Annotated in this window: 16 protein-coding genes and 1 riboswitch; of the genes, 9 read left to right on the forward strand and 7 right to left on the reverse strand. The window is 67.4% G+C overall.

The window, feature by feature from the left end:
• Positions 1–160: 160 nt before the first annotated feature.
• Positions 161–577 (forward strand): hypothetical protein, encoded by a 417-nt coding sequence (locus AC3A3X_RS07325; RefSeq protein WP_487582370.1) that lies wholly within the window; start codon positions 161–163, stop codon positions 575–577.
• A gap of 135 nt (positions 578–712) precedes the next feature.
• Here AC3A3X_RS07325 and AC3A3X_RS07330 read toward each other — a convergent pair whose 3' ends face one another.
• Entirely contained in the window at positions 713–1,234 is a 522-nt protein-coding gene (locus tag AC3A3X_RS07330) for a hypothetical protein (protein WP_487582371.1), read from the reverse strand.
• Between the two features lie 254 nt (positions 1,235–1,488).
• On the opposite strand from AC3A3X_RS07330, the gene AC3A3X_RS07335 reads away from it, so the two are divergent.
• Both AC3A3X_RS07335 and ppa read left to right on the forward strand, forming a co-directional pair.
• Complete coding sequence (locus AC3A3X_RS07335) at positions 1,489–3,519, forward strand: sodium-translocating pyrophosphatase (RefSeq protein WP_487582372.1); 2,031 nt, start codon at positions 1,489–1,491, stop codon at positions 3,517–3,519.
• A gap of 477 nt (positions 3,520–3,996) precedes the next feature.
• On the forward strand, positions 3,997–4,551 hold the full coding sequence (gene ppa / locus AC3A3X_RS07340; protein ID WP_487582373.1) for an inorganic diphosphatase: 555 nt from the start codon (positions 3,997–3,999) through the stop codon (positions 4,549–4,551).
• Positions 4,552–4,620: 69 nt separating this feature from the next.
• Here the strand turns inward: ppa and AC3A3X_RS07345 are convergent, their stop codons facing one another.
• From AC3A3X_RS07345 to thiC, 6 genes are all read right to left on the reverse strand, one after another.
• Positions 4,621–5,607: an aspartyl/asparaginyl beta-hydroxylase domain-containing protein gene (locus AC3A3X_RS07345; protein ID WP_487582374.1), complete on the reverse strand. Its 987-nt coding sequence runs from the start codon at positions 5,605–5,607 to the stop codon at positions 4,621–4,623.
• Positions 5,608–5,745: 138 nt separating this feature from the next.
• A complete protein-coding gene (locus AC3A3X_RS07350; protein WP_487582375.1) occupies positions 5,746–8,607 on the reverse strand; it encodes a TonB-dependent receptor plug domain-containing protein in 2,862 nt (953 codons plus the stop codon).
• A 190-nt stretch (positions 8,608–8,797) separates the two neighbouring features.
• Positions 8,798–9,718: a helix-turn-helix domain-containing protein gene (locus AC3A3X_RS07355; RefSeq protein WP_487582376.1), complete on the reverse strand. Its 921-nt coding sequence runs from the start codon at positions 9,716–9,718 to the stop codon at positions 8,798–8,800.
• Positions 9,719–9,862: 144 nt separating this feature from the next.
• Complete coding sequence (locus AC3A3X_RS07360) at positions 9,863–12,214, reverse strand: winged helix-turn-helix domain-containing protein (RefSeq protein ID WP_487582377.1); 2,352 nt, start codon at positions 12,212–12,214, stop codon at positions 9,863–9,865.
• A gap of 265 nt (positions 12,215–12,479) precedes the next feature.
• On the reverse strand, positions 12,480–13,157 hold the full coding sequence (locus AC3A3X_RS07365) for an ion channel (RefSeq protein ID WP_487582378.1): 678 nt from the start codon (positions 13,155–13,157) through the stop codon (positions 12,480–12,482).
• 104 nt (positions 13,158–13,261) lie between these two features.
• On the reverse strand, positions 13,262–15,139 hold the full coding sequence (gene thiC, locus AC3A3X_RS07370) for a phosphomethylpyrimidine synthase ThiC (RefSeq protein ID WP_487582379.1): 1,878 nt from the start codon (positions 15,137–15,139) through the stop codon (positions 13,262–13,264).
• A gap of 51 nt (positions 15,140–15,190) precedes the next feature.
• A riboswitch (TPP riboswitch) is annotated at positions 15,191–15,292 on the reverse strand.
• Between the two features lie 121 nt (positions 15,293–15,413).
• Here thiC and AC3A3X_RS07375 point away from each other — a divergent pair.
• The 6 genes from AC3A3X_RS07375 (at position 15,414) to AC3A3X_RS07400 (ending at position 23,974) form a co-directional block, all read left to right on the forward strand.
• On the forward strand, positions 15,414–15,791 hold the full coding sequence (locus AC3A3X_RS07375; RefSeq protein ID WP_487582380.1) for a DUF805 domain-containing protein: 378 nt from the start codon (positions 15,414–15,416) through the stop codon (positions 15,789–15,791).
• Positions 15,778–18,012 (forward strand): FAD-binding protein, encoded by a 2,235-nt coding sequence (locus AC3A3X_RS07380; RefSeq protein WP_487582381.1) that lies wholly within the window; start codon positions 15,778–15,780, stop codon positions 18,010–18,012. The genes AC3A3X_RS07375 and AC3A3X_RS07380 overlap by 14 nt, the downstream gene beginning before the upstream one ends.
• A 3-nt stretch (positions 18,013–18,015) precedes the next feature.
• A complete protein-coding gene (locus tag AC3A3X_RS07385) occupies positions 18,016–19,095 on the forward strand; it encodes a hypothetical protein (RefSeq protein ID WP_487582382.1) in 1,080 nt (359 codons plus the stop codon).
• Positions 19,085–20,113, forward strand: a complete 1,029-nt coding sequence (locus AC3A3X_RS07390) for an alpha/beta fold hydrolase (RefSeq protein ID WP_487582383.1) — start codon at positions 19,085–19,087, stop codon at positions 20,111–20,113. Before AC3A3X_RS07385 ends, AC3A3X_RS07390 begins: the two co-directional genes overlap by 11 nt.
• A 316-nt stretch (positions 20,114–20,429) precedes the next feature.
• A complete protein-coding gene (gene thrA, locus AC3A3X_RS07395) occupies positions 20,430–22,979 on the forward strand; it encodes a bifunctional aspartate kinase/homoserine dehydrogenase I (RefSeq protein WP_487582384.1) in 2,550 nt (849 codons plus the stop codon).
• Between the two features lie 8 nt (positions 22,980–22,987).
• On the forward strand, positions 22,988–23,974 hold the full coding sequence (locus AC3A3X_RS07400; protein WP_487582385.1) for a homoserine kinase: 987 nt from the start codon (positions 22,988–22,990) through the stop codon (positions 23,972–23,974).
• Positions 23,975–24,106 lie beyond the last annotated feature (132 nt).

The following is a 24,106-nucleotide window of genomic DNA, read 5'->3' on the forward strand; positions in this document are numbered from 1 at the left end:
AACGAGCATCCCTCGGAGCTCGGTGGCATCGGTGCTTGCAGTCGCACTTGTGCTCTCTGCGATTGGGCCATGCGCGCTGGCGCAGGCCCTTTCGGCGCCGGGCGAGCCAGCAGCGCCCGCCACTGCGCCGGCTATGCCACTAGCCTCTGACTCCAAACAGATGATCAAGGAGGGCACGATCGTCACGCTGGAGCTGCTGGACGTCCTGAGCTCGAAGACCGCGAAGCAAGGCGACATCGTCCGCCTGAAATTGCTGCGGGACCTGCTGGTCGGCGACACAGTCGCCATTCCCGCGGGAGCAATGGCTAGTGGAACGGTCACGTATGCGGAACCGGCACGACGTGTTGGCCAAGGCGGCGAGATCTACTATCGGCTCGATTTTCTGGAAGGCCCGGGCGAGCAGCGCATCCGCCTGCGCAACAAGCTCTCAAGTCATGGCCAGGATACGACGGCCGCCACAACGACACTTGTCGTACTGTTCGGTGCGCTGGGCGTGCTCAAGAAGGGCAAGGACGTCGAGGTTCCGGCAGGCACCGCCATCGAAGGATATATAGCGGAGAACGTGGAGCTCAGATAAGAGCCCAGGCCAATCAAGGAAGGCGGCAAGGTGCTCATGAGGCTCTACCGCGCTCGTCGGCGATTGCCGACAAGTGGTTCGCCCGTGCGGCGAAGGCCGCAAGTGCGGCCTTCGTCCCTGCGGTGGTCGGCGGGCCTATTTGGCGCACGGCGTGCCTTCCACCGCCATCTGCGCGGCGAACATCGGCACCGCTGCCATCTGCCCCGCCTTCGCCTGCTGGTGCGCCTCATCGAGGTAGATGCGCGCCTTGCCCTGGGCGTCCAGCGCCGGCGTGGCGACATCGACCGGCTTGCGCCACACCCGCACGACCGCGAACTGGGTGCCGCAAGCGGCGCTTGGCACGCGGATCAGGTCGTTGAGCTTCCAGCCTGTTTTCTCCGATGGCTTGGCCTTGGCCGCATCGACGAATCGCGCGCGCGGCTGGCAGGTCGGGCTGATGCGCACGACCGCGAATGCGTAGGGCTCGGCCGCCTGGCCGGTGAACATGCCTTCCAGGCGCGCGCACGCCTCGGGGATCTGGCGCAGCGTGTGGACGGTGTTGAGCGCTTGCGGCCTGGCCGGCTCACGGCTGATCTCGGGCTTGGGATCCGACTTGGGATTGGCCGCCAGTACCGGCAGGGCGAGCGTGGCAAGCAGCAGGGCGGGCAACAGTCGCATGGCAGGGGCGGCCCCCGTGGTGACAGGTCCAGAAGGCTGGCATGACCGCGCTGAACGAAGGATTCACGCCTGCGACATCGATCACAACCGGCGCCGGAGCGCGTTCGCCGGGTGCGTCCTCCAAGGTGCGGTCCGCGCGGGGTCTGTGCGATAGTCGGACCGTTGCGGCGGTGGCCCCACGGCCCGTGCAGCACTACAACTCAAGGCGATCGACTCGAAATTCCTGATGTGTCCACTCTTAAGGGGAGGGGTTCATGCTGGAGCAGTACGGTTTGGCATTGGCGCTGGTTTGCGCCGTCATCGCGATCCTTTACGGGATCATTTCCGCGCGTTGGATCAACGCGCAGCCCGCCGGCAACGAACGAATGCAACAGATCGCCGGCGCGATCCAGGAAGGCGCGCGCGCCTACCTCAATCGCCAGTACACGACCATCGCCATCGCCGGCGCGGTGCTGTTCGTGCTGATCGGCCTCTTCCTGAGCTGGCACACGGCGATCGGTTTCCTGATCGGCGCGGTGCTGTCGGGTGCAGCCGGCTATATCGGCATGAACGTGTCGGTGCGCGCCAACGTGCGCACCGCCGAAGCGGCGCGCAGGGGCATCGGCCCGGCGATGGATGTGGCGTTCCGCGGCGGCGCGATCACCGGCATGCTGGTGGTCGGCCTGGGCCTGCTCGGCGTGGCCGGCTACTACGTGGTGCTGACGCGCCACCTGGGCGTCACCGGCGAAGCCGCGCTGCACGCGCTGGTGGGCCTGGCGTTCGGTTCGTCGCTGATCTCGATCTTCGCGCGACTGGGCGGCGGCATCTTCACCAAGGGCGCCGACGTCGGTGCCGACCTGGTGGGCAAGGTCGAAGCCGGCATTCCCGAGGACGATCCGCGCAATCCGGCGGTGATCGCCGACAACGTCGGTGACAACGTCGGCGACTGCGCCGGCATGGCTGCCGACCTGTTCGAAACCTATGCGGTCACCGTGATCGCAACGATGCTGCTGGGCGGTCTGATGGCCGCCGATGCCGGACGCAATGCGGTGCTGTATCCGCTGGTGCTGGGCGGCGTGTCGATCATCGCTTCGATCATCGGTGCGTTCTTCGTCAAGGTGAAGGAAGGCGGCTCGATCATGGGCGCGCTGTACCGCGGCGTGATCGTGTCGGCGGTGCTGGCGGCGATCGCGTTCTATCCGATCACCACCCAGCTGATGGCCGACAACAGCCACGGTGCGATGAACCTGTACTGGTGCGCGCTGATCGGGCTGGTGCTGACCGGCGCGATCGTGTGGATCACCGAGTACTACACCGGCACGCAGTTCGGCCCGGTGCGCCATATCGCGGCGGCTTCCACCACCGGTCACGGCACCAACATCATTGCCGGCCTGGGCGTGTCGATGAAATCGACCGCGCTGCCGGTGATCGCGGTGTGCCTGGCGATCTGGGGTGCGTTCGCGCTGGCCGGCCTGTACGGAATCGCCATCGCCGCCACGGCGATGTTGTCGATGGCCGGCATGATCGTCGCGCTCGATGCCTATGGCCCGATCACCGACAACGCCGGTGGCATCGCCGAGATGGCGGAACTGCCGCCGGAGGTGCGCAATGTCACCGATCCGCTCGATGCGGTCGGCAACACCACCAAGGCGGTGACCAAGGGCTATGCGATCGGTTCGGCGGCTCTGGCGGCGCTGGTGCTGTTTGCCGACTACACGCACAACCTGTCGGCGAACAACGCCGGTGTCACGTACGCTTTCGATCTGTCCGATCACCTGGTGATCATCGGTCTGCTGATCGGTGGTCTGATCCCGTATCTGTTCGGTGCGATGGCGATGGAGGCGGTCGGTCGTGCCGCCGGCGCGGTGGTGGAGGAAGTGCGCCGCCAGTTCCGCCAGATCCCGGGGATCATGGAAGGCACGGGCAAGCCGGAGTACGACAAGGCGGTCGACATGCTGACCAAGTCGGCGATCAAGGAAATGATCGTGCCGTCGCTGCTGCCGGTGGCGGTGCCGATCGTGGTCGGACTGCTGCTCGGTCCGAAGGCGCTCGGTGGCCTGCTGATCGGCACGATCGTGACCGGTCTGTTCGTCGCCATCTCGATGACCACCGGCGGCGGCGCCTGGGACAACGCCAAGAAGTACATCGAGGATGGCCATCACGGCGGCAAGGGCTCCGACGCGCACAAGGCGGCGGTCACCGGCGACACCGTCGGCGATCCGTACAAGGACACCGCTGGCCCGGCGATCAATCCGCTGATCAAGATCATCAACATCGTCGCTCTGCTGATGGTGCCATTGCTGTAAATGCGGGACGGTCTTGAGCCCCTCTCCCGCTTGCGGGAGAGGGGTTGGGGGTGAGGGCAAACGGACCGCCATGCGGTCCGTTTTCTTTTGCGTGGCCGGTGCGGGAGGCAACGTCCATGGGTCCCCGCCTTCGCGGGAATGACGGCATCGGAGCAACGTCGCTTGGTCCCCGCCTTCGCGGGGATGACGGTTTTCTTTAGCCCCTCTCCCGCTTGCGGGAGAGGGGTTGGGGTGAGGGCCACCGAAGACCAAGCAACGAAATGCCAGAGCGCCGTCCGCAGACAGACGCCTGGAAGCCGCGGGCGTTTGCCCTCTCCCGCAGGCGGGAGAGGGGCTCGAGCCCGCCCCCGCAGCCCCGCGGCGAAGCTGAACACTCCACTGCTGCGCCGCAGCAGCCGGCCGCGTAAAATGCCCGGCCGCTTATCTAAATCCCCCGCCCCGCCGTCCTGGCGCGGCCATCAGAAGTTGGAGCAACGCATGGGTCTGGACCTCGTCCCCACCGGCAAGAACCCGCCGGATGAGATCAACGTCATCATCGAAATCCCCAAGGATGCCGAGCCGGTCAAGTACGAAGTCGACAAGGCTTCGGGCGCGATCTTCGTCGACCGCATCCTGTCCACCCCGATGCGCTACCCGTGCAACTACGGCTACGTCCCCCACACCCTGTGCGGCGACGGCGACCCGGCCGACGTGCTGGTGATCCTGCCGCTGCCGCTGGTGCCCGGTTCGGTCATCCGTGCGGTGCCGGTCGGCGTGCTGAAGATGAGCGACGAGGCCGGCAGCGACGAGAAGATGATTGCCGTGCCGGTGCCGAAGATCTTCGGCGGCTACGCCCACATCACCGACATCGAGCAGGTCTCGCAGCACTGGCTCGACCGCATCGGCCACTTCTTCGAGCACTACAAGGACCTGGAGAAGGGCAAGTGGGTGAAGATCGAAGGCTGGGGCAATGCCGCCGAAGCAAAGTCGATCCTCAATGAAGCGATCGCCCGCTACAACGCGACGTCGGAAGAAGACAAGCCGAATTTCTGAGCCCGGACGCGTGCCCGATCAAGGCCGCCGCAGGGCGGCCTTGGTCGTTTCCGCCACGCACGCGGCTCACTAGCCGTTGTCGCCGGCCTCGCGTTGACGTGCGGCGCCCGCCGGCAGAGACGTCTCGACCCCCAGCGCGAACTGGCATACGCGCGCCAGCAGCGCCGTGTACCAGTGCAGCTCGTTCTTCAGCATCATTGCCTGGCTCGGCACCCGGACTTCCTCGGTGAAGCGCTCCAGCACTCCACGGTAGCTCGACCGCCCATCCGGTCCGTCGCCGTATTCGAACCAGAGCCCCTGCCACGTGCGGGCAAAGCGCGTGACGATCTGCCGCACCAGCGGCAGGTTCGGGTGCGGCACGGCGTCGGCCAGCAGCAGGCCGAGATGGCCATCGAGTTCCCACGGCGACATCACCCGTGGGACGTTCACCAACTCGCACGGAAATGGCGCAACGACGCCGGGCTGGACCGGGACGTCATGCGGTTGCCAGCCGCTGCGCGGCGCGTTGTGCGTTCGACCGCGGTTGACCAGGTCCCAGAACGCGCCACCGCCGACGGTGTCCACGACCAGGTGCACGCGCGACTCGACCGCGTCGTTGAGGACGCGATGCTGGCGCCAGGTATCGAAGATCCAGCACTCCCCGGCGGCCATGTTGATCGCCGCATCGCCGCATTCGAAGCGAACCGTCGGCTGGGTCACGACCGGGACGTGCACGCGCACGCGCTCGGCCCAGTAATAGCCCTGGTCGGCATGGCGGGTGACTTCGGCCATGCCCGACAGGCGCATCAGGCGGCTGCGGCCAGCCGTCACGCCGAGACTGGCGATCACCTGTGTCAGGTATGGGCAACGCAGCAGGTCTGGCGTGGGGCGCATGCGGCCGGCGAATGCTTCGTCGCCCGGGTCGCCATCGACCGCCACCAGCGGCAGCATCGAGTTGCCTGCAAATCCCTGCGGATGCGGTCGCCAGGCGTCCTCGCCGAGCGCGGCGATCTCCGCCGCCAAGGCGCCGGCGTCGAATGCCAGGGGCAGCTGGATGAAGGGCACCTGCAGTTTCATCGCGGATCCGGCCGGAAGTCGGTCGCCATTGTAGCGTCCGCGGCCGCCGCCGGCGGGGTGCCCGGATCGGCCCGCCGCCGCAAAAAACTACGGCCCCTCGCGGGGCCGTAGTGGTGTTGCGTGTTGCGTTTGAGCCTATCAGAAGCGCTGCTGGTACTTCAGGTACACGAAGCGGCCGATGTCGAACGCGCCGTAGTACGGGAAGTCGCTGCCGCGAGCAGCGGAGTTGGAGAACATGATCGGACCCTGGTGATCGAACACGTTGTTCGCACCGACCGCCACCGTCGCATTCCACGGTGCCTGCCAGTTGAACTGCAGATCGTGGAACGTGTTGGAACCGACCTTGCGGATCGCGTCCGCCTCGCCGTTTGCGTAGTGGTCCGGCTCGGTGCAGGGGCGGTTCGGCACGCAGGCCTCTTCCATGCCCGAGTAGTAACGGGCCATGTAGGACACGCCGAAATCGCCCAGCTCCCAGTTCAGACCGACATTCGAACGCAGGCGGAAGATGCCCGGCTCGCCGACGCGACCGATGGTGATCGGATCGCCGTCGCCGTTCTCGCCGGCTTCGTCGTACTTGCTGACGTAGGACGACTGCCAGTCGATCGTGAACTTGCCGAACGACAGTTCCGGCAGACGATACTTCACGCCCAGATCCCAGCCTTCCGTCTCCATCTGGCCGAGGTTGGCCAGGCCGAAGAACAGGTTGGTGATGTGACCATCGCCGGCACGCTCGATGCCATTGCAGCGATCGGCGTTACCCAGGACGTAGCAGTCGCGCAGGATGCGGTCGACGCCGTCGGAGATGATCATGTTCTCGATCTTGTAGCTGTACCAGTCGAGCGAGATGTCCAGACCCTCGACCCAGCGCGGGCTCCACACCAGACCGGCGGTCTTGCTGGTCGAGGTTTCCGGCAGCAGGTTCGGGTTGGAACCGGTGAAGAACTGGTCCGGCGTTGCGCACGGGTAGGTGGAGCACGGACGCAGGCCCTGGCCCAGCTGCACGAAGCCCAGCGGCACGCCGGCAGCGTTACAGGCGGCATTGCCGTTGACGCTGTTGACCGCACCGGTGCCGCACGGATCGGTGTACGACTCGAAGCTCGAGCCGGTGCCGCCGTACAGGTCTTCGATGGTCGGGGCGCGGAAGCCTTCGGCCCAGGTGCCGCGGACGAGCAGTTCGTCGATCGGGCGCCAGGTGAAGCCGAACTTGCCGTTGGTGGTGTCGCCGAAGTTGCTGTAGTCGGAGTAGCGACCTGCAACGTTCACCGTCAACTCCTTGGCGAAGGCGACGTCGGACAGCAGCGGTACGTTCAGCTCGACATAGACTTCGTCCAGCGAGTACTCGCCTTCGGTCGTCGAGGCCACCAGGCCGGTGCTCTGGCCGGACTGGTTGAACGCGTCAGGAACGAAGCGGCCCTGCTCCTGGCGGTGCTCGAAACCCAGCGCCATGCCCACTTCGCCGGCCGGCAGGTCGAACAGACCACCGGAAACGTTGGCCGTGTAGCTGGTGGTACGGGTGGTGCCGGTGTCGGTGTAGTACGGGAACAGGAACTTCTGCAGCGCCGGATCCGACAGCGCGCCCTGGCCGCTGACGCCGTAAGGCAGCAGCGGGTTCCACGGGAGGCATGCATCCAGGCCGATCGGAGAAGCAGACGTGCCGCACTGGGCGACGCCGTCGGCGTTGATGAACGACGGGCCCAGGGCCTGTTCGGTCGCGATCAGGCTGGCGTCGCCGTGACCGCGCTTGGTCACGTTGTTGCGGTTCATCAGCGCGCCGACGTCCCAGTCCCAACCACGGCCGCCAAGCTCGAAGTAGCCGTTGAAGCCACCGGCGAAGCGGTAGGTCTCAAGGTCGCTCTTGGTGGTACGCGGCACTTCCCAGAGGCGGCGGACGAAGTCGACGTCGGTGCCCGGGGTCGGGTTGAACGCGCTGCTACCCGACAGCACCTGCTCGAACGAACCCGACTGGTACGGGTAACCGGCGATCTGCTGGTCGGTCGAGCGGTGGTTGTAGAGGATGTCGGCGTTGAAGGTGATGTTGTCGGTGATGTCGTAGTTCGCGTTGGCGAACACCGAACGACGCTCGATACCGGTGTACAGCATCATCTGCTGGTTGGAGTTGGCGTATTCCGCCTCGGTGATGGGGTGGTAGTCGGCCGGGTTGTTCGGATTGCCGCCCGGATTGAGCGTGCACAGATCCTCGTCGCCGCCCGGACCGCACGGACCGAACCAACCGCCGTTCTGGCTCACCGGGCTCCAGCCCGAACCCGGGTAACCCGGACCGGCGTTGCCGTACTTGCTGAACTCGCGGTCGCCAGCGAACACCGGCTCCTGCTTGTTGTACTCGACCGACAGCGTGACGCCGCCACGGTCGCCGGACGAGCCGACGGTGAAGGAGTACTGCTGCGTGTCGCCGTCGCCTTCGCCGTACTGGCCGAGGTAAGCGCTGGCTTCGGCACCTTCGTAGCGCTTGCGGGTGATGACGTTGACGACGCCGGCGATGGCGTCGGAACCGTAGATCGCCGAGGCGCCGTCCTTCAGCACTTCGATGCGGTCGATCGAAGCCATCGGGATCTGGCTCAGGTCCTGCAGGCCCGAGGTCGTCGCGCCAAGGCGCTTGCCGTTGACCAGGATCAGGGTGCGCTGTGCGCCCAGGTTACGGATGTCGATGTAGTAACCACCGACGTTCTCGCCCGAAGCCAGGGCATCGGAGCGCGAGATCGCCGGGGAACCGGCCGAGGTCAGGTTCTGCAGGATGTCGGCAACCGACGTGAAGCCCTGCTTCTCGATGTCCTGGCGACTCAGCGTGATGATCGGCTGCTGCGTTTCCATGTCGGCGCCGCGGATGCGCGAGCCGGTGACCTCGATGCGGTCCAGGGTGGTGGCACCCTGCTGCTCGGCGGCAGCTTCCTGCGCGCTGGCAAACGCCGGCGCCAATGCGATCGCGATGCCGGCCGGCAGCATGCCGACGCGCATCGCGGTGCGCAGATTGCGATGGTTCATTTATCTCTCTCCAGATAACTGTTATGAGCGTGTTAAACGCCCATCAAACTTACGTTCCGGTGCGCTCCACCGCTTTGCGGCTAGCGCTGAGAGACTTTGCTGAATGTGCCCTTGAGGGCACTGCCGCGCGTGGGCAATGCGCACTACCTCGCCCGGCCAGCGGCGAGATAGTGGCCAGCGGCTACTTGGATCAGATGCCGGCGCGCTCGACAGCCTTGTTTCGGGTCGCGGCGATGGCCTTCGGCGATGCAGCCCGGGTGGCTGCGGCCGCACCGCGGTAGCGGGTCGCCGACTCGCCGAAGCGGGCACGGAAAGCGCGCGCGAAGCTGCAGCAGTTGTCGAAGCCGCTGGCAGCGGCGACTTCGCCGATCATCATCGAGGTGCTGGTCAGCAGGTCGGCCGCATGCTCCAGGCGCATCCGCGCCGAGGCCGCCTGCGGGCTTTCCTCATAGAGACTGTGGAACGTCTTGGAGAAGTACCAGCTGGAGAAGCTGGTCAGCTCGGCCAGCTCGCTGATGCGGACCACCCGGTCGCAATTGCCTTCCAGGTACAGGCGGGCGCGCTGGAGGCGGCCGAACACCTGGCGCTTGCGGCTACGCGAGCGGCCCGGGCAACGCGGAATGCGCGCGGCCAGTTCGCGCTGGACGCCGGCCAGGTGCAGCAGGATCGGCCGCAGCGCGGCGGCGTCGAACATCGCCGAGGGGTTCTCGGCCAGGCGCGCGGCGGCCTCGCGCCACAGGCGCAGGGCGATGCGTGCGTCGCGTCGCGACATGTTGCCGCGGCCGGCGTACAGACCACGGTCGGCGAACCGGGTCATTTCGCGGAGAGCATCTCCGGAAAGGGTGAGACCCATGCAGATGCCGAAACGGTCGGCCTGGACGGTCGGCTTGGAGTCCTTCTCGAAGGCGATCCAGTCACCGCGGCGCAGCCGGAACTTGCCCTCCTTGGCCTCGACCCACGAGCTGCCGTGCAACTGCACCCAGATCGAGAAGCCACCGGCAACCTGCACGCTGCCCAACCTGGAAACACCGATGCAGCCGCCCTGAACCGCGCCTTCAGCCGTGTCGAGCTGCAGCAGCTGGCCGCGGTCCGCCCATTGCACTTGCTCCATTTAGTCCACCTCATGTGCCGAGAATGGTCAATGGATTTGCCTGAGACGGGCGTCTACATCAGGAAAGTTGGCGGAGACTTATACGAATTCGCAACGAATGCTCTGCCGAAGGAGTTCCGAAAGGAACTTCCCCTTTTGCATCAGTTAGTTGATCCATCCGGGGATGAAGGCTTTCGGTTCCTCCGGAAGCTCCATGTAACCGATATCGGCACCGTCCCACTCGATAAGTGCGACGTAAGCCACATCACCGCGCGGGCCGCCGAGGCTGAAACCGTTGACGGCCGAGCGTCGGGTCTGGTCCATGCAGCTGGCCGGAGCGTCCGGGCCTGCCGGCAGGATCCGGCGCAGGCTGGCCGCACACCCCTGCAATTGCTCGACGTAGCGGACCTCGCCGTCGGGGGCGACGGCCCACAGGCGGTAGCGGTCGGAGGTCGGCTCGGCCTCGTCGATGCGGGCAACGCTGGCGGCGGTCAGGTCCAGGTCGACCTGCCACAGTCCGCCTTCGGTCAGGCGGGTGAACAGGACCCGACGTCGACCCGCGTCGACCTTGAAGTTGGAGACACCACCGATCCGCGCCAGCGACCGCCACGGCTTCTGGCTGCGATCGTACAGACGCAACTGCGGATGGCCTTCGCTGTTGGCCGACAGCACCAGCACGCGGTCAGGGGCGGGCGTGTACTGGGCCTGGAGGGGGTCGGGTTCGGGCAGGTCCAGGCGGGTGACGCGACCACTGGCCGGAGTGACCTCCTGCAGGACGCTGCGGTTGCCGCCATCGACTCCGGTTACCAGCAGGCGCTGGCTGTCGGCGGACCAGGATGGCGCGTAGCGCCCGCCCGGGCGGACGCCAGTGATGATGCGCAGCGTGTCGGGCTGGGTCAGGTCGCCCCACCACAGGCCATTGCTGCCGGATCGGTCGGAAACGAAGGCGAGCTGGCGTCCATCAGGGGCAATGGTCGGCAGCAGGTCGCGCGAGGTCGAGGCGAACAGCGGCTCGACCACGTGCACGCTGCCCGCACCCGGGTGACCCAGCGCCACCCGGTACAGGCCGAAGTACGGCCGGCGCTGGACGAAGGCCATGGCCCGGCGTGCGGGCGCCGTCACCGGTGATTGCGCATCGTCCAACCCCATCGGGCGCACCTCACCGGAACCGGTGTCAAGCCGGAACATGCGGTAGTCGCCATCGATCATCGCGCTGAACAACAAGGCCTGACCCTGCGCCAGCCAGTCCCACCCCTTCATGTCGGCACGCAGGTGGCTGAGGCGCTCGGCCTTGCCGCCGGCGGCCGGAATCCGCCAGAAGTCTCCCAGCGGCGCATTGCGCACGAACACGATCCAGTTGCCGTCAGGCGAGTAACGCGGCGAGGAATCGAGGTCGTCGGAATCGTGGTCATAGACCAGATCACGCCAACCGCCGCTGTCGAGGTCGAGCAGGCGCAGGCCAAGGCTGCCGCGATCGCCCGGCACGCCGCCGAACACCAGGCCGTTGCCGTCGGGCGTCCAGTCGAAGGTCGGTGGATTGCGATAGTCGCAGCTGCCGACCTCGTGTTCGCCGCGGGCGTTGGGGGTGACCACCCGGATGCTGCAGGCATTGCCGGCGATGCGGATGAAAGCGACCCAGCGCCCATCCGGCGACCAGGCCGGAGCGCTGTCGTCGGCACCTTCCGGCGGCCGGGTCAGCAGGCGTGGCTGCGTCTGCTCGGTGGTCTGGACCATGATCGACGTGCCGCGCTCGCCTTCGGGAATGGCCACGTAGGCGACCATCCCGGCATCGGGCGACAAGGTCGGCGCCAGTTCGAAGCCCGGCATCGAAGTGATCAGGCGATACGGCCGCTCGCTGCGCAGGCCGTGCGAGATAGACGGGGCGACCGGCTCGGCACCGCTGGGCGCCACGTCGCCGCCGCGAACCAGCGCCCAGGTCAACAGGGCCGACACCAGCACTGCCACCGTGCCGACGACCGCGGCGATCGAGCGCCAGTTGCCGCGCGGCAACTGGGTGACAGGGAACGGCACGGGCGCCAGCGGTTCGCTCGGATCGGCCGGTGCGATCGCCGGATACTTGGCCGTCGTCCGCGACGGGTCGGCCCAGCGCGCATCGTCGCCCTGCGCCGATGCCGAAGCCTGCGCGTCATCGTGCGAGTACTGCCATTCCACCGGCGCCAGCAGGCGGTAGCCGTTCTTGGCGATGGTCTCGATGTAGCGCGGGTTGCCGCGCTCGTCGTCGAACGCCTTGCGCAACTGGGTGATGGCCTGGGTGACGACGTCGTTGGTCGGCAATGTGTCCGGCCAGACTTCGGCCATCAGCGCGTCGCGACTGACAACACGACCGGCCTGTTCGATGAGCACCAGCAGCACCGACATCGACTTGGGCGTGATGCGCAGCGGCCGGCGCTTGCCCGGCGCACGGATCTCGCGCAGCGGCACATCCACCATGCAGTCGCCCACGCGCATCCTGTCGGACGGCGTGGTCGGCGTTATTGGCTCGGTGGGTCGGGGCATGGATCCGAATGGTGAACAGCAAGCTGAACAGCCGTCATGTGCCGTTCGGTCCGGATCCGTCCAATCGACCGATCCGGCAAACAGCCCGGGCGCGTGGGGGATAGCACTGCTCAGAGTGCTCATTCTAACGTCTTAAAGGCTCAATCCCGTTCATCCGGGGTGGCTTCAGGCCCTCTCTCGCCGACGTCCTACAGAAATCTCTGTTCCACCATTCGCGCTTCGGCGCGATTTTTTTGTCTTTGCCCCGGCGAATACCGCCAGTGCGCTACTTGCGCAGGATGGTCAGCCCGATCAGGCGCGACACGACGACGGCGATGTAGGCCACGCCGGCGAACTGCTCCAGCATCACCAGCACCCTCGCCGGCGACGACAGCGGCAGGATGTCGCCCAGGCCGGTGGCCGACAGCGTCGTGAAACTCAGGAACAGCAACTCCAGCCAGGGCCGCGGCTGATCGGGATTGACCGCGCCGGTGAAACTGCCCGGATACAGCGCCTGGCAAACGAAGTAGACGTAAGCAAAGCCCCACGCGAGCAGCGTAAACGTGGCGCCCGCGGCGAACAGCTCGTCGGTGGTGACCTTGTGATCGCCCAGCATGTAGGCGATCAGGCTGCAGGCGGCGTAGAGGTACAGCAGTGCTTCCAGTGCGGCGGAGATGGTGACGAGGGAGTGGTCGTCGATGACCACGGCTACCACCGACAGCAGCAACGCCGGCGCCGCCAGCACCCAGGCGATCCAGGTCCTGGCCGGGCTGTTGTTCACCACCAGCACGGCCAACACGATCACCACCACGCCGAACGCGCCGAACAGCACGCGACCGGAACGCATCTCGTCGAACAGCGGGTACAGCACCAGGCTCAGCAGCTGCGCGGCGAGCAGGAACGCCGATGGATTGCGCCGCGCCTTCACGCGCCAGCGCAACCAGCCCATGCGGGTCTCGCCCATCTCGCCCTGCCCCGTCCGTGTGATTGCGGCAGAGCGTAGCCCATCGAGTGCCTTTACAGCGTGGTGCCGCCATCGCGTGGTGACGGCACGGCTGCGAGCGGCGATCAGGCCTTGTGGTAGACCTGCGCGCCCTGGGCGAGGAACTCGGCCGACTTTTCGGCCATGCCTTCATCCAGCGCCGCCTGTTCGTCCACGCCGTGCTCCTTGGCGTAGTCGCGCACGTCCTGGGTGATCTTCATCGAGCAGAAGTGCGGACCGCACATCGAGCAGAAGTGGGCGACCTTGTGGGCGTCCTTGGGCAGCGTCTCGTCGTGGTACTCGCGGGCACGTTCCGGATCCAGGCCGAGGTTGAACTGGTCCTCCCAGCGGAACTCGAAGCGCGCCTTGCTCATCGCGTTGTCGCGCGCCTGCGCGCCCGGATGGCCCTTGGCCAGGTCGGCCGCGTGCGCGGCGATCCTGTAGGCCATCAGCCCTTCGCGCACGTCATGCTTGTTGGGCAGGCCCAGGTGTTCCTTCGGCGTGACATAGCAAAGCATCGCCGTGCCGAACCAGCCGATCATCGCCGCGCCTATGGCGCTGGTGATGTGGTCGTAACCCGGCGCGATGTCGGTGGTCAGCGGCCCCAGCGTGTAGAACGGCGCTTCGCCGCATTCGCGCAGCTGCTTGTCCATGTTCTCCTTGATCAGCTGCATCGGCACGTGGCCGGGGCCTTCGATCATGGTCTGGACGTCGTGCTTCCAGGCGATCCGGGTCAGCTCGCCGAGGGTCTCGAGTTCGCCGAACTGGGCGGCGTCGTTGGCATCGGCGATCGAGCCCGGACGCAGGCCGTCGCCGAGCGAGAAGGCCACGTCGTAGGCCTTCATGATGTCGCAGATGTCCTCGAAGTGGGTGTAGAGGAAATTCTCCTTGTGGTGCGCCAGGCACCACTTGGCCAGGATCGAACCGCCGCGCGAGACGATGCCGGTGACGCGCCTGGCGGTCAGCGGCACGTAGCGCAGCAACACGCCGGCGTGGATGGTGAAGTAGTCCACGCCCTGCTCTGCCTGCTCGACCAGGGTGTCGCGGAAGATCTCCCAGGTCAGCTCCTCGGCGCGGCCGTCGACTTTCTCCAGCGCCTGGTAGATCGGCACGGTGCCGATCGGCACCGGCGAGTTGCGGATGATCCACTCGCGCGTTTCATGGATGTGCTTGCCGGTCGACAGGTCCATGACCGTGTCGGCGCCCCAGCGCATCGACCACACCAGCTTTTCCACTTCCTCGGCGATGCCCGAGGACACCGCCGAATTGCCGATGTTGGCGTTGACCTTGGTCAGGAAGTTGCGGCCGATGATCATCGGCTCGCTTTCCGGGTGGTTGATGTTGTTGGGGATGATGGCGCGGCCGCGGGCGACTTCGTCGCGCACGAACTCGGGCGTGATGATCTTCTGGATGTTGGCGCCGAAGGTTTCGCCGGCGTGCTGGCGCAGCAGGTGCGCCTCTCGGATCGACTCCAGGCGCTGGTTCTCGCGGATCGCGATGAACTCCATCTCGGGGGTGACGATGCCGCGGCGGGCGTAATGCATCTGGGTGACATTGGCACCGGCGATGGCGCGACGCGGCAATGGACGGTTGCCGAAGCGCACCGCATCGAGCCTGGGATCGTGTTCGCGCTTGCGGCCGAACTCCGAGGACAGGCCGGCGAGCGCTTCGGTGTCGCCGCGGTCGGCGATCCATTGCGCGCGCAGCGGCGCCAGGCCCTGGGCAAGGTCGATCACCGCGTTGCTGTCGGTGTAGGCACCGGAAGTGTCGTACACCGCCAGTGGTGCGTTGTCCTCGCCGCCGAACATGGTCGGCGTGCGCGCCAGCGCGATCTCGCGCATCGGCACGCGGATGTCCGGACGCGACCCTTCGACGTGGATCTTGTGCGAGCCCGGGATCGGGCGGGTGACGTCGGCCGACAGCTGCTCAGCCTGGCGGACAAGTTCGGAGGGGACTGCATTCATGGCGTTCGTCCGGATGGGGGCGGGACGAAGCGGCGGCGCGCACCGCGGCCGTGGCGGTGTCGCGAAGCTTCCCTACGGCGGTCTCAACCGCATCAGGTTCGAAGGGTCTGTCTCAACCGGCGCCACCTGGCGCAGGTACCCCCGCTTCAGTGCGCATTTGACCATGGCCGGGCCGCGACGGCCAGCAAATCGCAGCGGCCGATTGACCGGCCGGGGGACGGCATGCCTAGTATTCAGCCGGCCGGAAGGGGCACCTGGCAGGGAGTTGGGGACGATGACGCAGTGGATCCTGGGATGGACCCGGTGGCATGGCCGCCTGCGGCGGCGCAGCCTGTTGTGGCGGGCCGTGGTGGCCTGCACGGTTTTCGCCGTCCTTTATGTCTTTCTCGAGCGCGTGGCGGGTACTGCCAGCACGCTCGTGCTCTACCCACCCTTCTTTGCGGTCCTGCTGTCGCTGTCGGTGCGGCGCCTGCACGACCAGGCCCGTTCGCCTGCGTGGCTGCTGGCGCTGCTGGTGCCGGTCCTCGGCCCGCTGCTGGTGGCCTTTCTGCTGCTGTTCGCGCGCGGCACCGCCGGCGACAACCAGTACGGCGAGGATCCGCGGACGGTGGGCCGCGACTACCTGAAGGTGGCGGCCATTGAACCGGGCTGACGTCGCCGGGGTCATCGTCAACGACGTGACCCGGCTCAACCCGGTCCGGGTGTGGGCGGTCGCGACCCCTACCAGCGTCGACGAAGTACGCGAGGCCGTGCGTCGCGCCGACGGGCCGATCTCCGTCGGCGGCGGCCATTTCAGCATGGGCGGGCAGACCGCCAGCCCGGGCAGCCTGCACCTGGACATGCGCGCGCTCGACTGCGTGCTCGAGTTCCGCCCGCAGGACCGCGTGATCCGCGTCCAGGCCGGTTGCCGCTGGTGCGACATCCAGCGCTTCATCGATCCGCATGACCTGTCGATCCAGATCATGCAGACCTACGCCAACTTCACCGTCGGCGGTTCGCTGAGCGTGAACGTGCACGGCCGCTACGTCGGCCTGGGCCCGCTGATCCTGTCGGTGCGTTCGATCCGCATGGTCCTGGCCAATGGCGACCTGGTCGAGGCCAGCGCGGACAAGAACAGCGACCTGTTTCATGGCGCCATCGGCGGCTACGGCGGCCTGGGCGTGATCGTCGAAGCCGATTTGCAGCTGACCGACAACGCCCGCGTGCAGCGCACGCATGCCTGCATGGCAACCAGCCGCTATGCCGCGTACTTCCATGAGCGCGTACGCAGCGATGTCGACGCGGTGTTCCACAACGCCGATCTCTACCCGCCGCATTTCCAGCGCGTCCGCGCCGTGACCTGGCGACGCACCAGCAACGCCGTCACCGTGCCGCAGCGCCTGCAGCCGTTGCGCCGGCACTTCCCGCTGCACCGCTATTTCTTCTGGGCCTTCACCGAGTCGATCGGCGGCAAGTGGCGGCGCGAGCGCCTGCTCGATCCGCTGCTGTACCTGACCCGACCCGTGCACTGGCGCAACTACGAAGCCGGCTACGACGTCGCCGAACTCGAGCCGGAGTCGCGCAAGCGCAGCACCTACGTGCTGCAGGAATACTTCGTCCCGGTCGCGCGCTTCGACGAGTTCGTTCCGCGCATGGCGGAGATCCTCAAGCGCCACCGCGTCAACATGGTCAACGTCTCGGTCCGCCATGCCTTCGCCGACCCGGGCTCGATGCTGGCCTGGGCGCGCGAGGAAGTCTTCGCCTTCGTCCTCTACTACAAGCAGCGCACGCGGGCGAACGCTAAGGCCCGCGTCGCGGTCTGGACGCGTGAGCTGATCGATGCCGCCATCGATTGCGGCGGCACCTACTACCTGCCCTACCAGCCCCACGCCACGCCGGCGCAGTTCCACCGGGCCTATCCCCGCGCCAGCGAACTGTTCGCGCTCAAGCGCCGGGTCGACCCCGATTTCCGCTGGCGCAACGTGTTGTGGGACACCTACTACGCAGCCACGCCCGAGCATCCGATGAACCAGGCTTCCAGCATTCCCCTCGGCGACTTCGAAGCCGTCTACGGCAACACGCGTGGCAACGACGACTTCTACCGGTTCCTGCAGACCATCTATCGTCTTTATCCGGAGGATCGCTTCCACAACCTGATCCAGGAATCGACCCGGGCGCAGCGCCACGATGAGCCGATCTATCGCGCATTGCAGTCGCGCCTGCCGTCGATCAAGCCGTTCCTGTCGGAGCTGACCTACGCGATTCCGTCGCTGTCGCGACAGAAGCGCGAGATGTCGCGGCAGACCCTGGAGCTGCTGGGCCAGCGGCGACGCTTCGACGGCTACCTGGAAATTGGCAGCACAGGGCGCTATGTCAGCGACCTTCGCCGCCACCTCGACCTGCGGGGAGACCTGGTCCTGGTCAACGACGTCGCGCCCGGCTTCTCGCCGGTGGACATCGTCGAACGTGGCCGCCTGCGCAAGCTGGGGCGGTTCGTACCGCTGGACGATTACGTGCCGATCGCAGCCAGCGTGGCCGATACCAGCATCGAGCTGGCGACCTGTTACATCGGCCTCCACCACATACCGCTGGACCGGCTCGATGCCTTCATTGCATCGCTGCATCGCGTGATCAAGCCCGGTGGCCTGCTGATCGTGCGCGACCATGATGTCGGTGACGACCACATGCGGGCGCTGGTGTCGCTGGCGCATGCGGTGTTCAACGCCGGCCTGGGCGTGTCGTGGGAAACCAACGCGCGCGAACTCCGGCACTTCCGCACCATCGACGAGTGGGTGGCGATCCTGAAGCGGCACGGGTTCGAGCTCACCGGTCCGCGCCTGCTGCAGGCCCACGACCCGACTCTCAACACGTTGCTGTGCTTCCAGCGGAGTTGAGCCATGAAGTCACTGCGCATGAAGTCATTGCTGTCGCGCTTGCTGAGATTGCGCGTGCTGACCGCCGTCGTGCTGCTGGCCTGCGCCACCGCGGCCTTGCCGCAGGCGCGGACGGACGGGCTGCAGGCGCTTGAGAAGGACCGTCGCGGCGCCGACCAGACCTACCTCACGTTCCCGGAGTGGTTCCTGGTATTCAGCCCGGACGAGTACGCGGATGTGCTGCAGGCTTCGCAGCCGGCAAGCTCGTTCCCGTTCTTCGGCCATGTCGGCCAGTTCTGGGGCGCCTATCGGCAGATCATCGGCGCCACCCGGGGCAAGTATCCGTTCAACGGCGAGTACCACACGATGATCGTGGTGATCGGCGTGAGCACGACGGTCGAGTACGCGATCAAGGGCGCCTACGAAACCCTGGTCGGCCGGCTCACCGAACTCACGTCGGCGCCGAACGCCACGCCGGAGGACAGGCTTGCGACCGAACAGGCGCGGGCTTATGTCGACTTCATCCGGGTACGTCCCTGGTACGAGTTCGATTTCGTCACGCCGTTGAAGACGCTGTGGACGCAGACGCCGTGGTGGGGGAACGACGCCCTGCGCAAATGGGAACGGCGCTACGCGCTGACCAGCGAGTGGATCGTCAAGGCCGGCTATGCGGCGCTGATCAAGCAGGCAACGAGGTCGACGTTCGAGGCGCCGCGCGCCACCACCGTGGCGGTGGTCGAAGGCCTGCCGGACGGGATCGAAGGCAAGCTGCCCGAGTTGCGGCGGCTGTATCAGGGCAGCGGCCGGCAGGCGCTCGTCGAGGTTCCGCGCTACCAGGCATTCACCGACTACGCGACCACGCTCTCGCTGGGCGGGAGCCGCTTCGTCGAGATCGCCGGCAACCGCGGCCTGATCCTGGTCAGCGTGGTCGCGCCGGTCGCGCAACCGGTCCAGGCGGATGCACGCGTGCTGATCCGGCAGCCGATCCTGACCCGTGCCGATTTCGAGCGCCGGGTGCTGGAGGTTCCGGTTGCACGCCTCGATGCGCTCTTGTCCAGTCAGGTCGCCAGCGGCGGGCCGGTGGAGCACGTCTTTGACTACTAGCCCCCGCACGGTGTTCACCTGGCCCTTGCGCGTGCTTGGACTCTCGCTGCTGATGCTGGTGCTGTACCTGCTTGCCAGCCTGGCTTACGGGTTCGTCCACGAGCGCGATGCGGTGGTCGCGAGCGCACCTGCGGGAGGCACTTACACCCGCGTCGATGGCGTGATGGTGCATTCGCAGGTCAGCGGCCGCGCCGATGGCACGCCGCTTCTGCTGGTACATGGGACGGCCGCGTGGAGCGGCACCTGGTTCAGTCTGATTCCGGCGTTGAGCCAGGCCGGCTACCGCGTGATCGCCGTGGACCTGCCGCCGTTCGGCTACTCGGACAAGTCGGTGCAGGTCGATTTCAGTCGCGCCGCGCAGGCGCGACGACTGGTCGGCGTGCTCAATCATCATGGCGTCGATCGCGCCATTGTCGTTGGCCACTCGTTCGGTGGCGGTCCCGCACTGGAGCTGGCGCTGGTCGCGCCGGCGCGCGTGCGCCAGCTGGTGCTGGTCGATGCCGCACTCGGCCTGGATTCGCGACCAGCACCCGATTCGACCTCCTGCCGCGCGTTCGCGATCGCGCCGTTACGCCACACCGTGCTCGCCGCCACCGCGACCAACCCGCTGTGGAGCAGGAAGCTGCTGGCGAGTTTCGTCGCTCGCAAGGAGGCGATCACGTCCGCTCGCCTCGCACAGTACCGCCGACCGTCGAGCCTGGACGGTGCCACCGGTGCACTGGGCGCATGGGCCTACCATTTCGCCTGCGTCCCCGAGCGGGGTTCGAGCACCGACCCGGGAGGCATCAGCCGGTTGCAGGTGCCGCTGACCTTGCTGTGGGGCGCCGACGATACTGTCACGCCGATATCGCAGGCCCGTCGCCTGCAGGCACTGGTGCCGCAGTCGCGGTTGCGCGTCATCGACAGGGTCGGCCATATCCCGCACATCGAGGATCCGCCGGCCTTCGAATCGTTGCTGGTGAAGGAGCTGCAATCCGGCGCTGCCATGGCCAGCGCTGCGACTGCACTGCTGCGTTGAATAAGGCCTGGGCGGGTGGCCCCGGCGGATGCGGAAGGCCGTTTTCCCGTTACAGATGCAACTGTTGACAGCCCCCTGAACCGCGTGATCTTCTCGTTCCATGACGCATCGCAACATGCCGCCGCAGACACAGCACATCCCGGGCTCACGCCGGGACGTCGACGTCGTGGCCGTTGCGATTACCACGGGTACCGGTACCACTCCTTTCGGGGTGCGGACGGGCGTGTCCAGTTGAACCAGACCACGCCTCCGCACCCGACCCGGGTGCGCAGGTGTGCACCCGGACCGGAAGCGGGGCCCACCAGGAGCCCGAGCCATGCCTTCCGCCGATGCCGCACCACCCGATCGCGCCAGACCCACGGCGCAATGCCACGTCCACAAATTCGGCGGCAGCAGCCTTGCCGATGCCGCGCTGTATCGCATCGCCGCCGGCCTGCTCGATGACCAGGCCAGTACCCGTGTAGTGGTCGTGTCGGCCATGCAGGGCGTCACCGATGCGCTGATCGCCCTGGTCGCCGGTGCCCGCACCGGCCAGGACTGGGCACCGGCCTGGGAAGCGTTGCGGCAGCGGCACCGTGCCGCGGCCGACGCGCTCGACGGCGACGGCAACCAGGCGTTGCAGTCGGCACTGGATGAGGAGTTCGAGTCGGTGCGCGGCGAGCTCGCCGCGATCGCCGGCGACGGCAGCGCTGCGGAACCGATCGCGGCGGCGCTGCCCGGATGGGGCGAAGTCTGGTCGTCGCGGCTGATGCACGCCGCGCTTGCCGCGACTGCGCCGGGCTGGCTGCGACTGGATGCACGCGACGTGCTGGTCGTGCACCCCGGCGAGATGGGCATGGCCGTCGATTGGCCCGCCAGCCGCGCGCGACTGGCCGAGTGGCGCGCGCGCAACGGCAGCGGCCACGTCGTCGTCACCGGTTTCGTCGCGCGCGACGCGCAAGGGCGCGCCACCACGCTCGGCCGCAATGGCAGCGACTACTCGGCGGCGATTTTCGCCAACCTCTTCGACGCCGATGCGCTGACGATCTGGACCGACGTCGACGGCGTGCTGTCCGCCGACCCGCGGCTGGTGCCCGAAGCAGTCTGCCTGCCGTCGATGTCGTATGCCGAAGCCTGCGAACTGGCCTACTTCGGCGCCAAGGTGCTGCACCCGCAGACGCTGGCGCCGGTGCAGGAGCGCGGCATTCCGCTGTGGATCCGCAACACCCGCCGGCCGCACCTGCCGGGTACGCTGATCAGCCCGAAGAGCGATCCCGATGGCGCGCCGGTAAAAGGCCTGAGCCTGGTGCGCGACATGGCCATCGTCGAACTGGTCGGCAACGGCATGGTCGGCGTGCCGGGCGCGGCCGAGCGCCTGTTCGGCGCGCTGCGCGGGGCCGGCGTGTCGGTGACGATGATCTCGCAGGGATCCTCCGAGCACTCGATCTGCTGCGTGGTCCGCGCCGACCAGGCACAACGTGCCCGCGACGCGATCGCCGCCGCCTTTGCCGATGCCATCGCCGACAGCCAGGCGCAGGGCGTGACCCTGACCGACGGCATCGCCGTGCTGGCCGCGGTCGGCGACGGCATGGTCGGCACGCCGGGCGTGGCGGCGCGGCTGCTTGGCGGCCTGGCGCAGGCACGGGTGAATGCCCGTGCGATCGCACAGGGCGCGGGCGAGCGGAACATTTCCGTCGCCATCGGCGACAAGGACGCCACGCGTGCACTCCGTGCCGCGCATGCCGCCTTCTGGCTGTCGCCACAGAGCCTGTCGGTCGGCGTGATTGGCCCGGGGCAGGTCGGACGCGCCCTGTTGTTGCAGTTGTCGGCGGCACTGCCGCAGCTGCGCAAACGCTCCGGCCTCGACCTGCGCCTGCGCGCACTCGCCAACAGCCGCGCGATGCACCTGGACGAGCGCGGCGTGGAGCCGGCAGACGCGGTCGCGCGCCTCGACGGTGGCGCCGCCGAGCCAGTCGACCTCGAGCGTTTCGCCAGCCATGTCCGCGGCGAGCACCTGCCACATGCGCTGATCGTCGACTGCAGCGCCAGCCCGGCGGTCGCCGCGCTGTACCCGCACTGGCTCGCCGCCGGCATCCACGTCGTCACGCCGAACAAGCATGCAGGCAGCGGCGACTGGGCCCACTACAGCGCCATCCAGGACGCCAGCCGCAGCGGCGGCGGTCGCTTCCGCTACGAGGCCACGGTCGGCGCCGGCCTGCCGGTGATGCTGACCCTGCGCAACCTGCTCGACACCGGTGACGAGCTGTTCGGCATCGACGGCATGCTCTCGGGCACACTGGCGTGGCTGTTCAACCGTTTCGACGGCAGCGTGGCGTTCTCGCAGCTGGTCCGCGAGGCGCAGGCGCTGGGCTATACCGAACCCGACCCGCGCGACGACCTGTCCGGCCTCGATGTCGCGCGCAAACTGGTGATCCTGGCGCGCGAAGCCGGTCGCGTGCTGTCGCTGGAGGACGTGGAAGTGGAGAACCTGGTGCCACAGGCACTGCGCGCGGTCGGCCGGGACGAGTTCCTGGCCCGCCTGGATGAAATGGATGCGCCGATGCTGGCGCGCTATCGCGAAGCCGACGCGGAGCAGCGCGCCCTGCGCCATCTCGCCCGCCTCGACCGCGACGGTCGCGCCAGCGTCGGCGTGGTCGCCCTGCCGCGCGAACACGCCTGCTGCCATACCCGCCTGACCGACAACCTGGTGCAGTTCAGTACCCGCCGCTATGCCGACAATCCGCTGGTCGTGCAAGGTCCGGGCGCGGGTCCGGACGTGACGGCCGCCGGTGTATTCGGCGATGTGCTGGCCATCGCGCAGTCTCTGGGATCGCCCAGCGGAATGCCACTGCTGCATGCCGGCGTGCCGGTCGAGGCGCACGCATGAGTGCTGATTTGACGAAGGTTGAAATCGAGGCTTCTTCGGGCGCTGCCGCGCACGATCGGCGCCTGCAGTGCCGCGCGTTTGCGCCGGGCAGTGTCGGCAACATCGGCGTCGGCTTCGATCTGCTCGGTCACTCCATCGCTGGTGTGCGCGACATCGCCCAGGTGCGTCGGATCGCCCAGCCGGAAGTGCGCATCGCGGCGATCCGCGGCGATGTCGCCGGCGCCGAGTCGCTGCCGCTGGAGGCTGCGCGCAACACCGCCGGACAGGCGCTGATCTCGCTGCGAACCGGGCTTGGCCTGGATTTCGGCTTCGAGCTGGAACTGGAAAAGGGCATCCCACTCGGCTCCGGCCTGGGCGGTTCCGCCGCCTCCTGCGTTGCCGCGCTGGTCGCCGCCAACGCCCTCCTCGACGCGCCACTGCCGCGCGAGGCGCTGTACGAATTCGCCCTCGACGGCGAGTCGGTGTCGAGCGGCAGTCGCCACGGCGACAACGTCGCGCCGATGCTGCTCGGTGGCGTGGTCATGGCCACGGCAACGCGGATGATTCCGCTGGCCGTGCCCGACTGGTTGCACGCGGTGGTCGTCCACCCCGACCAGATGCTGGAGACGCGTCGCGCCCGCGCGGTGCTGGCCGATCCGTATCCGCTGTCGCTGGTGGTCGAGCAGAGCTCGCACCTGGCGCTGTTCCTGACCGGGTTGCAACGTGGCGATGCCTCGCTGCTGCGCGAAGGCCTGCACGACCTGTTGGTCGAACCTCGCCGCGCGCCGCTGATTCCGGGCTTTGTAGAGGCCAAGGCAGCGGCGCTGGACCACGGTGCATTGGGCGCAAGCATCTCCGGCGCCGGACCGAGCACGTTCGCGTGGTTCGCGTCGAAGGCCGAGGCCGAAGCGGCGGCACCGGCGATGCAGGCGGCGTTCGCGCAGGCGGGGTACGGCTCGCGCGCGTACGTCACGCCGGTGGCGGGGCCGCGGGCGGATGTGATGCCGCTGACGTGACGTGAGGTCATTAATCTCGTGAGGTCATTAATGAGGTCACTCGTCATCCCCGCGAAGGCGGGGACCCAGTGACTTGGCTTTGACCAGTCATCAACAGCAATGTCACTGGGTTCCCGCCTTCGCGGGAATGAC

It is taken from the genome of Lysobacter sp. Soil_N_23, from assembly GCF_057656135.1.